The sequence below is a fragment of the Ruegeria sp. I1 genome, assembly GCF_056532675.1.
In genome coordinates this window covers 708501-721133 of sequence record NZ_JBQFNM010000001.1, presented here as the reverse complement: position 1 = coordinate 721133, position 12633 = coordinate 708501, and the positions used below count along the sequence as shown (strand labels likewise).

The window sequence follows — 12633 nt, the reverse complement described above, 5'->3', positions numbered from 1 at the left end:
GTTCCTTAACTGGGCTTTGCTATGGTGATCTGTGTCACATCGCAATTGCCTGTGTCAAAGGCAGCGCCACATGCGGTCAAATAATAATTCCACATGCGGCGGAAACGCTCATCAAACCCCATGTCCGAGATCTGATCCCATTTGGCGTTGAACGTGTCATACCAGCGGCGCAAAGTCAGGTCATAGCTTTTGCCGAACTCTTTCGAACGCACCAAGTTTAGTCCCGCCAGATCGATTTGCTCACGTAAAACCGTAGGCGATGGCAGCATACCGCCGGGAAAGATATATTTCTGAATGAAATCAACGCCATTCTTATAGTAGTCCCAGCGGTGATCGCCAACTGTGATAATCTGTAGCGTCGCCTGCGCTCCGGGTTTCAACCGCTCGCGCACCGTATCGAAATAGACAGGCCAGTATTTCTGCCCAACGGCCTCGAACATCTCGATCGAGGCGATACCGTCATATTGCCCGGTTTCATCCCGATAGTCCTGCAGCTTCAGATCAACCATATCGGAAAGCCCAGCCTTTTCCATGCGTTGCTGCGCAAACTTCAACTGTTCTTGACTGATAGTCAGGCCGGTGACCCGAAGGCCACGCTCTTTCGCGGCATATTCGGCAAAACCGCCCCACCCGCATCCGATCTCAAGCACATGATCACCGGGTTTCACGCCCATTTCGTCAATCAGGCTGGCATATTTGGCGGTTTGCGCCTTTTCCAGACTCTCCTGCCCGGTCTCGAACAAGGCGCTTGAATAGGTCATCGTATCATCAAGCCAAAGACCGTAGAAATCATTCCCCAGATCGTAATGATACGAGATGTTTTTCTTGGCCTGAGCCCGGTTGTTCCGATGCAACCAGAACCGCAAACGTTCATAGGCCTGAACAAGGAATTTGCCCGTAAACCCGTCATAAACCGTTTCCGAGCCCAGATGCACCAAATCCATGAAAGAACGTAGGTCCGGCGTGCTCCAATGCCCTTCTAAATAAGCGTCCGAGAATCCAAGCTCGCCTTCGCGGATCAAGCGTGCAAATACATCGGGATCATGAATTTCTACGGCGGCAATAGGGCCAGGTTTTGCACCTTCGGTCCGAAACACACGGCCATCAGGCAGTGTGATGTCCAATCGCCCAGACTCCATCTTGCCGAGCATTTTGAAGACTTGGGCAAAATATCTGGGCAGGTTTTTCTGCCCCTCGGTCGATGTCAGGGTCATCCGCTCTCCCCTCTGCGGTGTTTGATGCAGGCTAGGACGGGTTTTTGTTTCTTGCAAGTTTTCAGTTCCTTACTGGTTTTTTCGGCTGTCATACGCAGACAGTGCGCGGGCGCGGCCTTCGGCCATTTCAACAACAGGCGGCGGATAGGATTGCCCGGCGTTCCGCCCCCAGCTTCGGGGGATCGCTTCGAAATATGACAGGGCCGTGGGCGTTGGGTTCGAACGGTCTTCGGCGATCCAGCGATCCAGATATTTGCCTTGTGGATCAAACTTTTCCTGCTGGGTCAGCGGATTGAAGATACGGAAGAACGGCGCGGCATCGGGACCCGATCCGGCCACCCATTGCCACCCCATCGCATTGCAGGCCGGGTCCCAATCGATCAGGCAATCCTGAAACCAGCGCATGCCAATCTTCCAATGAGTCATCAAATGCTTGGTCAGATAGCTTGCGACAATCATCCGGGCGCGGTTGTGCATTCGGCCTGTCACATACATCTCTCGCAGGCCCGCATCGACTACTGGAATACCGGTTTTTGCCTGCTTCCACGCTGTCACTTCAGGACGATCCGCGTCTGTGTTCCACGGAAAAGCATCCCATTCAGGCCGCCAGTTTCCGCTGAGCAGATGCGGCGTGTGGTACATCAGATGATAGGCGAACTCGCGCCACACCAGTTGTCTCAAAAAGCTACCAGTGCCCGAAACCCCCAGCATTGCCGCCCGCTGCACCCTGTGCCATGCGCTCCGTGGCCCGATCTCACCCAGCGACAGATATTCTGACAGGTTTGAGGTCCCGTCGATATCTAGCCGATCCCGGTCATCAGAATAGCGCGCGACACGGTCAAGAAACCCGTCCAGATGATCAAATGCGGCGGTTTCGCCTGGCTGGACATAGGGGCGCACGATCTGCGCACCCCGGTTCATGGGCCTCGCCAAGTTCCAGTCAGTCAGGGTGTCGCTCTGGGGCCAGTGCGACGGTGCGGTCAGGCGCGTGACGGCCGCATCAGGCTCTGGCACGTCTCTCCCCTGCACCGCGCGCCACATCGGCGTGAACACCCGAAACGGTTGTCCGGTTTTGGTGGCAACGGTCCAGGGTTCGAACAACAGATGACCTGAGAAGGACTTCGCGCATACGCCATCCTCGGTGAGCTTCGTCTTTATGTTGGTATCACGTGCAATCGCATCCGGATCGTAAGCGCGAGACCAGTAAATCTCGGACGCCCCTGTCTCGGCAATCACCGCGCGCAACTGCGCCAACGCATCGCCGCGCCGAAAGATCAGACGGCTGCCAATCTGTTCTAAGCTTTGGGAAAAGGCATCCAACCCCAGACCCAAACGCCATTTAGGGGCGGCCCCCAGCGCTTCGGCCAAAGGATCAAGGATGTATACCGGCACCACTGGGCGACCTGTTTGCGCAGCAGCGGACAGCGCCGGATGATCGGACAGGCGCAAATCCCTGCGAAACCAAACGATGATCGGAGAGTGCTGTGACGACATAGCCAGCCTGTTGTTTTCTTCGCACTACGAAACAGGTCTGAAAGTGGATCACAAAACGCGGTCAAGCGCCTCCAGTAATTGATCAATTTCCTGTTGTGAAGTGTAATGCGTGAAGCTGACCCTCAGGACACCCATAGCCGGATCGACACCCATCGCCTGTAACGGGCGCACCGCGTAGAAATCGCTTCCACCAGCCATTACACCATATTTCGCCAGCTCCGCAGCAACAGGCTCTGCTGGCCGTCCTAACGAAAGTGCAACCGTCGGTGCGCGGCGCGTTGCATCCGAGGGGCCGATCAGACGCACGGTGTTACGGGTTTTCAAAGCATCCAAAACCGGTTGCAGCAACGCTTCTTCATGGGCGCGCATCAGGTCATGCACAAATGCACCTTGCTCTGCCGCGCCTTGTTTTGGGCCACCGTGATGCAGACAAAGTTGTTCGATGTAGTCGGCCATCCCGGCGCTCGCTGCAATCTGCGCGTGGTCTGGCCCAGCCGGTGTGAACCGTTTGTACAGGACATCACCGTTGAAATAATGTGCCTGATTGGGCAACAGCTCGCCCAGCCCCCGCCGAATGACCATACAGCCCTGATGCGGGCCATAGGTCTTGTAGGCGGAAAACAGGTAGATATCCGGCCCAAGATCGCCAACATTCGGCAGCCCGTGCGGCGCATAAGAGACGCCGTCGACACAGACAAACGCGCCTGCGGCATGGGCGATCGCGGTGATTTCGGTCACCGGGTTGATTTCACCCACCACGTTGGAGCAATGCGGAAAACAGACAAGGCGCACCTTCTCATCCAGAAGGTTCTCAAGGTCCTTAGGGTCCAGCGCGCCGGTGTTAGGATCGATCTGCCATTCCCGCACCTCGACCCCGGCATCCGCAAGCCGCCGCCAGGGCCCGGAATTTGCCTCGTGATCCTGATTGGTGACCACAATCGCCTCACCCGGTTTCAGCCATTGCCGGAAGGCCTGCGCCAGAACATAGGTGTTTTGCGTGGTCGACGGGCCAAAGCTCAGCTCGTCTGTCTCAACGCCCAGAATGGCGGCGAGTCGGGCGCGCGCCTCGTCCATCTCGGCGCCCGCGAGCTGACTGACCTCAAACGGCGCATAGGGTTGAACCTTGCGCTGGGTGTAGAACCGGGTCAGCCGGTCGATGACGGGCTGGCAGGTATACGACCCGCCCGCGTTTTCAAAGAAAGCCTGCCCCTGCAAACCGGATTCGGAAAAGGCTGGGAATTGCGCCCGCACGAAATCAATATCCAACGGTGGCATGGTCGGTCCCTCCCCTATGTGTTTTCGATTGATCGCGCAGCGTCAGCCCTGAACCTTGGTATAGGTCCCCTCACCGGCCAGAATGCCCCGGAAGCCGCCGGGCTCATCCAGTCCAAACACGATCAACGGCAGGTTATTGTCCCGCGCCAACGCAATGGCCGAGGCATCCATGACCCGCAAGCGTTTCGCCAGAACGTCATCATAGCTGACCGTGTCATAGCGCACGGCATCCGCGTGCTCTTTGGGGTCTTTGTCGTATACACCATCGACCCCGTTCTTGCCCATGAATATCGCCTGACAGGCCATCTCATTGGCGCGCAGGGTCGCGGCGGTATCGGTGGTGAAATAGGGATTGCCGGTTCCGGCGGCAAAGATGCAAACCCGTTTCTTTTCCAGATGTCGCACGGCGCGACGGCGGATATAGGGCTCGCATACCTCATCCATGCGAATGGCAGAGATCACACGGGTGAACACCCCGATCTCTTCCAGCGCCGACTGCATCCCCAGCGCATTCATGACGGTGGCCAGCATGCCCATGTAGTCTGCCGTTGTCCGCTCCATCCCTTGAGCTGAGCCGCTGAGGCCGCGGAAGATGTTACCCCCGCCGATCACCATGCAAATCTCAACGCCCAGATCATGGACCGACTTCACTTCTTGCGCGATGCGCTGCACAGTTGGCGGGTGCAGGCCGAATCCCTGATCCCCCATCAGCGCCTCGCCAGAAATCTTCAGCATAACGCGGTTATACTTGGGTTTCGTGATGTCGGTGGATGAGGTCAGGCTCATATTGCGCTCCGGGCTGGCACGGGTTTATTTTCCGGCGCAAAATGAAGCAAAACCTCCGCAGGTTCAATGCGGTTGGTCAGGAATAAGACACCCCGGTATGGCCCAGCACACCCAAGCACAGATTTGGAACGATTTGCCCCCAATCGAAGACGGCAAACCCGTTCTGATCGCAGGCCCAACCGCATCGGGAAAATCCGAGCTTGCGTTGCGGATTGCCGAAACCTTTGGGGGGGTCATCGTCAATGCGGATGCCAGCCAGGTCTATGACTGCTGGCAAGTCATCTCGGCCAGACCATCGGCTCAGGACGAGGCGCGCGCGCCGCACAAGCTGTATGGTCACGTCGCCCATGACCAAAGTTATTCCACCGGACATTGGCTGCGTGAGGTCACGCCGATGCTTTCGGGCGATGAGCGCCCTATTATTGTTGGCGGTACCGGGCTTTACTTTACAGCCCTGACCGAAGGCATGGCAGAAATCCCTGCTACTCCGCCCGAGGTTCGGCAACAGGCGGATCAACTGCCCCTGTCAGACCTGATCAATGACCTAGATGCGGTTACCTTGGCCGGGCTCGACACCAACAACCGCGCGCGCGTCCAGCGCGCGTGGGAGGTTCAGCGTGCCACCGGTCGCAGCCTGAACTCCTGGCAGGCGGATACTCCGCCGCCGGTCTTGCAGATCGAGGACTGTACCCCATTGGTCTTTGACGTCGATAAAGCGTGGCTGCTGAATCGGATCGTCCTTCGGTTTGATCAAATGCTGGAAAAAGGCGCTTTGGACGAAGTGGCGGCCATGCGCGAACGCTTCGATCCTGCGTTGCCAGCCTTCAAGGCGATCGGCGTACCCGAGTTGATGTCGTTTCTAGAGGATCAGATGACCTTGGACCAAGCCCGCGAGCGCGCCACCATCTCAACCCGACAATTCGCAAAACGACAGCGCACCTGGTTTCGGGCCCGAATGAAGAACTGGAATCGGCTATATATCTCAAAGTGATATGACGCGAGTTTGTCATGGGCCTTCTCGCAGATAGAATCAGCGTCTTCCATGTTGGCCCCTTAGGCCAAACGTCACCTTAAATCGACACAAGCGGCATCCAGAGCCCGCTTGAATCCGGTTATTAACAAAACAATCACCTCCGCCCGTTACCGGAAACAGCCCGTTCCGAAGGGCAAATGATGTCGTTTTTGTACCTTGGATGACGAATTCGAACATTGACGCTGCCATTTTTCTGGTGCCGAATACGCCCATGGGGAGAGACAGAATCCAAAAAACGAGACCCATAGAATTACCTGACGGCGCAAAATGCGCCGCGTAATCTGAATCATCACATCAAAAAAAACTGTAACTCAGGGAGAAGAGTTAATGGCAAATCAATCAACTACCGGAGCAAATGTTCACTGGGCGGCCGAGATGCACGCTCAGGAATGCCGCGACGGTAAACTCAGCCGCCGCGAGTTTATGGCGCGGGCAACCGCGCTGGGTGTTGCCGTACCCACAGCCTATGGCATGATCGGCCTGCAAACACCTGCGGCTGCTCAAGAACCTCCGCGCGGCGGCACCATTCGCTATCAAATGGAAGTGCGCGCGCTCAAGGATCCGCGCACATATGACTGGACACAGATCGCCACGTTCACTGCAGGTTGGTTGGAGTATCTGGTCGAATACAACAACGACGGTACGTTCAAACCCATGCTTTTGGAAAGCTGGGAAGCCAATGACGACGCAACCGAATACACTCTGAATGTCCGCAAAGGCGTCAAATGGAACAACGGGGATGACTTCACCGCCGAAGACGTGGCGCGCAACATCACCGCATGGTGTGATGCAACGGTCGAAGGCAACTCGATGGCCGCACGGATGGCCTCACTTGCAAATGCGGAAACGCAAAAGGCAGCCGATGGCGCAATCACCGTTGTCGACAGCCACACAGTTAAGCTGAAGTGCAACGCACCCGACATCACGATCATTCCGGGCATGGCTGACTATCCAGCCGCCATCGTGCACAGCAGCTTTGACGCCAATGACATGCTGAGCAACCCGGTCGGAACCGGATTTATGCTGCCTGAAAGCCACGAAGTGGGCGTAAAGGGCGTTCTGGTCCGCAACGAAGGCCATGATTGGTGGGGCTACGAGGCCGGCAAGGGCGGCTATATCGACCGGATCGAGTTCATCGACTACGGCACCGACCCGGCCGCCTTCCTGGCCGCGTATGAGGCCGAAGAGATCGACATGAACTGGGAATCGGTTGGGGAATTCGTTGATATCTTCGACGGTATCGGCCTGGTTCGTTCGGAAATTCCGTCGGGCTTTACTATCGTTATCCGCCCCAACCAGTTGGCCGAAGATGGCAATGGCAACAAGATCTATGGCGACAAACGGGTCCGTCAGGCCCTTGCGATGGCCGTGGACAACGAGGTTTGCCTGGAACTGGGTATGTCTGGATACGGCATCCCAGCCGACAACTGCCATGTGGGCCCGATGCACCCCGAGCATGACTCGGCCGTGACCCGTATTCCATACGATCCGGCAGGTGCCAAGGCGCTGATGGACGAAGCAGGCATGGGTGATTTCGAACACGAGGTTCAATCCATCGACGACGATTGGCGCCGGAACACCACCGCTGCCGTTGTCGCTCAGCTGAACGATGCGGGCATCAAGGCCAAGCACACCGTTCTTCCGGGATCGACCTTCTGGAACGACTGGACCAAATACGCGTTCTCCTCGACTAACTGGAACCACCGTCCGCTGGGCACTCAGGTTCTGGCGCTGGCCTATAAATCAGGTGTTGCCTGGAATGAATCGGGCTTTGCGAATGAGGAGTTCGACACGCTGCTGGCCGAAGCGAACTCGATCGCTGATGTCGACAGACGTCGTGAGGTGATGGCCAAACTGCAGGCGATCATGATCGATGAAGGCGTGACTATTCAGCCTTACTGGCGAACAGCAATGCGCCACCACCGCGATAACATGGTGGGTGTCGAAAAGCACATCGCGGACCTGCCGCAGATCTACAAGTTCGGCATCCTGTCCTGAGCCAATACCAAACAAGAGGCCGCGCCACATTGGCGCGGCCTTTTCGTCCTGACAGCGACGACCATAAAAACAGCTACGCGTGAAGCCAAAAGACACTCACGCCAGCCTACCAACAGGGGCTAACATGGGACTATTTATCCTAAGACGCGTTGGCATCATGCTTTTGACAGCATTGTGCCTGACGTTCTTGGTCTTCTTTCTGACGAACCTCTATCCAAACCTGGAAAAGCTTGCGAAAACGCAGGGCAATTTCCGGATGTCGGATGAGCAGGTTGAGAGTTTTCTGGAAAAAGGCGGCTATCTGCAATCCACGCCGATCAAATACGGCGAATGGCTAGGGGTTCTGCCTTCGTACCGGCATACGAATGAAGATGGCACGGTTCAGGGCCGATGCATCCAGCCTGGTCAGCCTGCGGAAGAAGCCCCCAATTTCTGCGGTATCCTGCAAGGGTATTGGGGATATTCGACGGTCTTCAAAGAAGAAGTATCAACCGTTGTTGGCACCCGTCTGGCCCTGACGGGGCGGCTGATGTTCTGGGTGATGCTGCTGATGGTCCCGTCAGCTTTGATCCTGGGTATCCTGGCCGGGATGAAAGAAGGTTCGGCCACCGACCGGACCCTTTCGACCTTTGCCATCACCACCACGGCGACACCGGAATACGTATCAGGCGTGATTTTCATCGCCATCTTCACCTCGTCCGCTGTTGGATTGAAATGGTTCAAGGGCACCGCGACGCAGGCGATGGAGAATCCAACGTTTGAGAACTTCTTCCTGCCGGTATTGACCATTGCGCTTTATGGCATGGGCTATATCGCCCGAATGACCCGCGCTTCGATGACTGAGGTGATGACGGCGCAGTACATCCGCACCGCGCGCCTGAAAGGTGTCTCGTTCCCGAACATCGTCATGAAACACGCGCTGCGCAATGCGCTGATCGCACCCTTCACCGTCATCATGCTGCAGTTCCCATGGCTGCTGAATGGTGTTGTGATTGTCGAGACCCTGTTCAACTACAAAGGCTTTGGCTGGGCGCTGGTACAGGCGGCGGGCAACAACGACATCCAGCTATTGCTGGCAATCTCGGTCGTATCTGTCTTTGTGGTGCTTGTGACGCAGCTGATATCGGATATCGGCTATGTCTACCTCAACCCGCGCATCCGCATTTCTTAAGGAGGGATAGGATATGGAACCATTAACCTGGACCGGCTCTATCGCCTTCCTGAACCCGCTATTGGCTCTGGCTTTGGGGCTTATGGTGCTGTCGATTATCGTCTGGATGTTGGCCAGCATCGTGCTGCCAGAGGATCAGATGACCGTGAACCCGGATGGCACGCTGACCTCAAGTTCGGGCTTGAGAAACCTGATCGGCGCGTCGTTGCGCTATAGCTTCTTGGCCAGTGTCGGGATTGCCGTTGCCTATATTGTACTCGGCATTGTGATGGGCACAGGCGCAGGTATTATCGGCGCCATGTCTCAGCAATTTCTACCTGTCTGGCTTTCGCTGATCCTGCTTTATGCCATGTCGATCGCCTTCAAACGCAAGCTGGGCCTTTATGGCAAGCTGTTTGATAGCCCCATTGGCATGATCGGCTTCGGCCTTGTCATGTTCTGGGTCTTTACCGGCATATTCGGGGCGGTCGACATGATCGTGACCCATGATCCGCTGGCACAGGTCTCGGGCATGAAAAACAAGGTGCCCGGCACCCCATTATCCAATATCGAAGACGGCCAATACGCCTGGTACCTGCTGGGTGGCGACAATTTGGCCCGCGACGTCTTTAGCCGAATGGTCAAAGGCGCCTGGATCGTGGTGCAGATCGCGCCGCTGGCGACGATGTTTGCCTTTATGGTTGGCATCACCTTAGGCCTGCCTGCCGGGTACTATGGCGGTCGGTTGGATACTCTGCTGTCGTTCCTGGCCAACCTGATCCTGGCCTTCCCAGTAATCCTGCTGTTCTACCTGCTGGTGACGCCCGAGATCGTGGCAACCGGAGTGCCGAATTATATGGCGGCTGTGCTGTTCATCTTCCCGATCATCTTTTTGGGAGTGCTGTTGAACTCGCGCTACTACACGCGTCCAAATTTCCGCACACCTCTTCTGATCGGTGTTCTGGGTGTGGCCTTGTGGCTGTATCTGTCGCTGATTTCGACCGGTGGCTACATCATCAATACCGACGCCTACCGGATCTGGGGCCTGCCGATCTATCTGGACCTGTTCGATATTCCCGGCGGTATTCTGGTGGTGTTCGTCTCGGTGGTCTTCGTCAACTCGCCCACGGTCTTCCGTATCGTGCGCGGCCTGGCACTGGACATCAAAACCCGCGATTACGTGGCTGCGGCCCAGACCCGGGGCGAAGGGCCGTGGTACATCATGCTTTGGGAAATCCTGCCCAACGCCCGTGGCCCTCTGATCGTCGATTTCTGTCTGCGCATCGGTTACACCACCATTCTTCTGGGGACTTTGGGTTTCTTCGGGTTGGGCTTGCCGCCCGAAAGCCCGGATTGGGGATCCACGATCAATGAGGGGCGCAAGCTTCTGTCGATCTATCTGCACCCTGCCCTTCCGCCTGCGCTGGCGCTGTTGTCGCTGGTTCTGGGTCTGAACCTGTTGGCAGACGGCCTGCGAGAAGAAAGTCTGAAGGACTGATGTGACTGTGGCCGGGGGGCCAGCCCCCCGGACCCCCCGGGATATTTATGGCCAGATGAAGGGGATCCCCCGGACTCTCGCGAGGAGAAACACAGATGAATAAATTGGCAGATTATGACGGACCTATCCTAGAGATTGACAAGCTTTCGATTTCGTTTTTCACCCGGCTGAGGGAAATTCCCGCCGTTATGGATTTCTCGGTCTCTGTGCAGCCTGGTGAGGCTGTCGGGCTGGTGGGTGAATCCGGCTGTGGTAAATCTACGGTGGCGCTGGGTGTCATGCAGGATCTGGGCAAGAACGGGCGCATTGTTGGCGGTTCGATCAAGTTCAAGGGGCGTGATCTGTCTGAGATGACCACCGAAGAGCTGCGTGACATTCGCGGCAACGAGATCGCGATGATCTATCAGGAGCCGATGGCCAGCCTGAACCCGGCCATGAAGATCGGCAAACAGCTGATGGAAGTGCCGATGATCCATGAGGGTGTGAGCCAGGAAGAGGCTTATTCCCGCGCGCTGGAAGTTGTGACGGATGTGCGCCTGCCCGACCCCGAGCGGATGCTGAATTCCTTCCCGCATCAGCTGTCCGGTGGTCAGCAGCAGCGGATCGTGATCGCGATGGCGCTGATGTCAAAGCCGGCGCTTTTGATTCTGGATGAGCCAACCACCGCTTTGGACGTGACGGTTGAGGCTGCCGTGGTCGAACTGGTCAAAGATCTGGGTAAGAAATACGGCACTTCGATGCTGTTTATTTCGCACAACCTTGGTCTGGTGCTTGAGACCTGCGACCGGCTGTGCGTGATGTATTCCGGTGAAGCGGTCGAGCGCGGCTCGATCAAAGACGTGTTCGACGAGATGCAGCACCCGTATACGCAGGCGCTGTTCCGGTCGATCCCCCTGCCCGGCGCGGACAAGAACGCGCGCCCGCTGGTCGCCATTCCGGGGAACTTCCCACTGCCGCATGAACGCCCGCCAGGCTGCAACTTTGGGCCGCGCTGTGACTATTTCGAAGAAGGCCGCTGTGACGCGCAGAATATCCTGATGGAGGCGGTGCCCGGCAATGATCGACACCACACGCGCTGCCTGAAGTTCAAAGAGATCGACTGGAACGCGCCGATCACAGTGGGCGAGCAGAAGGAAAAGGCCGAGATTGGCCGAACCGTTCTCAAGATGGACAACCTCAAGAAATACTACGAGGTGGCAGCCAACGCCCTGTTCGGAGGCGGTGAAACAAAGGTTGTGAAAGCCAACGAGACGCTGAGTTTCGAGGCACATGAGTCCGAGACGCTGGCCATCGTCGGTGAATCCGGTTGTGGTAAGTCGACTTTCGCCAAGGTTCTGATGGGGCTTGAAACCGCGACAGACGGACAGATTCTGTTGGACAATCGCAATATCGAAGATGTGCCGATTGAAGAACGCGACGCGAAAACCGTGGGCGAAGTGCAGATGGTGTTCCAGAACCCGTTTGATACGCTCAACCCCTCGATGACCGTGGGGCGTCAGATCATCCGCGCGCTTGAGATCTTCGGCGTCGGCAATTCCGAGGCCGAGCGTAAGAAGCGCATGCTGGAACTGCTGGATCTGGTGAAACTGCCCCGCGCCTTTGCGGATCGAATGCCACGGCAATTGTCGGGCGGCCAGAAACAGCGTGTGGGCATCGCACGAGCTTTTGCTGGCGATGCACGGATTGTGGTGGCGGATGAACCAGTTTCGGCTTTGGATGTGTCTGTGCAGGCGGCGGTCACCGATCTACTGATGGAAATTCAGCGCGAGCACAAGACGACACTGCTGTTCATCAGCCATGACCTGTCGATTGTGCGCTATCTCAGTGACCGGGTGATGGTCATGTATCTGGGTCATGTGGTTGAACTGGGAACAACCGATCAGGTCTTCTCGCCCCCCTATCACCCCTATACCGAAGCCCTGCTGAGCGCGGTTCCGATTGCGGATACATCCATCGAGAAAACGCATATCGTTCTGGAGGGAGACATCCCATCTGCGATGAACCCACCGCCAGGTTGCCCGTTCCAGACCCGCTGCCGCTGGAAATCCGAAGTGCCGGACGGGCGGTGTGAATCGGATGTTCCACCGGTCAGAACACTGGCCGAAGGTCATCAGGTTAAATGCCACCTGGCCGAGGACATTCTGGCACGCATGGAGCCGGTGATCAAAATCGCCGCAGAGTAAAC

Annotated in this window: 9 protein-coding genes; 5 read left to right on the top strand and 4 right to left on the bottom strand. The window is 56.9% G+C overall.

Annotation, left to right across the window (positions count from 1 at the left end; all coding sequences use genetic code 11):
* Positions 1-5: 5 nt before the first annotated feature.
* The 4 genes from ACR0DH_RS03590 to pyrH all read right to left on the bottom strand — a co-directional run bounded on the left by ACR0DH_RS03590 (position 6) and on the right by pyrH (position 4769).
* On the bottom strand, positions 6-1214 hold the full coding sequence (locus ACR0DH_RS03590; protein ID WP_480547227.1) for a class I SAM-dependent methyltransferase: 1209 nt from the start codon (positions 1212-1214) through the stop codon (positions 6-8).
* Positions 1215-1283: 69 nt separating this feature from the next.
* Positions 1284-2708: a cryptochrome/photolyase family protein gene (locus ACR0DH_RS03585; RefSeq protein ID WP_480547225.1), complete on the bottom strand. Its 1425-nt coding sequence runs from the start codon at positions 2706-2708 to the stop codon at positions 1284-1286.
* A 48-nt stretch (positions 2709-2756) separates the two neighbouring features.
* A complete protein-coding gene (locus tag ACR0DH_RS03580; RefSeq protein WP_480547223.1) occupies positions 2757-3983 on the bottom strand; it encodes an aminotransferase class V-fold PLP-dependent enzyme in 1227 nt (408 codons plus the stop codon).
* 42 nt (positions 3984-4025) lie between these two features.
* Positions 4026-4769 carry a UMP kinase gene (gene pyrH, locus ACR0DH_RS03575; RefSeq protein ID WP_353007164.1) on the bottom strand — a complete coding sequence of 248 codons (744 nt, stop codon included), beginning with the start codon at positions 4767-4769 and terminating at the stop codon, positions 4026-4028.
* A 97-nt stretch (positions 4770-4866) separates the two neighbouring features.
* Between pyrH and miaA the strand changes: the two genes are divergently transcribed.
* From miaA to ACR0DH_RS03550, 5 genes are all read left to right on the top strand, one after another.
* Positions 4867-5760, top strand: coding sequence for a tRNA (adenosine(37)-N6)-dimethylallyltransferase MiaA (gene miaA / locus ACR0DH_RS03570; protein WP_480547221.1), 894 nt, complete (start codon positions 4867-4869; stop codon positions 5758-5760).
* 369 nt (positions 5761-6129) lie between these two features.
* Entirely contained in the window at positions 6130-7800 is a 1671-nt protein-coding gene (locus tag ACR0DH_RS03565; protein ID WP_480547219.1) for an ABC transporter substrate-binding protein, read from the top strand.
* A gap of 124 nt (positions 7801-7924) precedes the next feature.
* Positions 7925-8971: an ABC transporter permease gene (locus tag ACR0DH_RS03560; protein ID WP_480542899.1), complete on the top strand. Its 1047-nt coding sequence runs from the start codon at positions 7925-7927 to the stop codon at positions 8969-8971.
* Positions 8972-8984: 13 nt separating this feature from the next.
* Entirely contained in the window at positions 8985-10448 is a 1464-nt protein-coding gene (locus ACR0DH_RS03555; RefSeq protein WP_480547217.1) for an ABC transporter permease, read from the top strand.
* A 95-nt stretch (positions 10449-10543) separates the two neighbouring features.
* A complete protein-coding gene (locus ACR0DH_RS03550; RefSeq protein ID WP_170530142.1) occupies positions 10544-12631 on the top strand; it encodes an ABC transporter ATP-binding protein in 2088 nt (695 codons plus the stop codon).
* Positions 12632-12633: the final 2 nt, after the last annotated feature.

Bases quoted from the DNA above. Each gene is read 5' to 3' on its own strand.
- ACR0DH_RS03560 (WP_480542899.1), top strand. From the start codon at position 7,925: ATGGGACTATTTATCCTAAGACGCGTTGGCATCATGCTTTTGACAGCA.
- pyrH (WP_353007164.1), bottom strand. From the start codon at position 4,769: ATGAGCCTGACCTCATCCACCGACATCACGAAACCCAAGTATAACCGC.
- ACR0DH_RS03585 (WP_480547225.1), bottom strand. From the start codon at position 2,708: ATGTCGTCACAGCACTCTCCGATCATCGTTTGGTTTCGCAGGGATTTG.
- ACR0DH_RS03550 (WP_170530142.1), top strand. From the start codon at position 10,544: ATGAATAAATTGGCAGATTATGACGGACCTATCCTAGAGATTGACAAG.
- ACR0DH_RS03555 (WP_480547217.1), top strand. From the start codon at position 8,985: ATGGAACCATTAACCTGGACCGGCTCTATCGCCTTCCTGAACCCGCTA.
- miaA (WP_480547221.1), top strand. From the start codon at position 4,867: ATGGCCCAGCACACCCAAGCACAGATTTGGAACGATTTGCCCCCAATC.
- ACR0DH_RS03580 (WP_480547223.1), bottom strand. From the start codon at position 3,983: ATGCCACCGTTGGATATTGATTTCGTGCGGGCGCAATTCCCAGCCTTT.
- ACR0DH_RS03565 (WP_480547219.1), top strand. From the start codon at position 6,130: ATGGCAAATCAATCAACTACCGGAGCAAATGTTCACTGGGCGGCCGAG.
- ACR0DH_RS03590 (WP_480547227.1), bottom strand. From the start codon at position 1,214: ATGACCCTGACATCGACCGAGGGGCAGAAAAACCTGCCCAGATATTTT.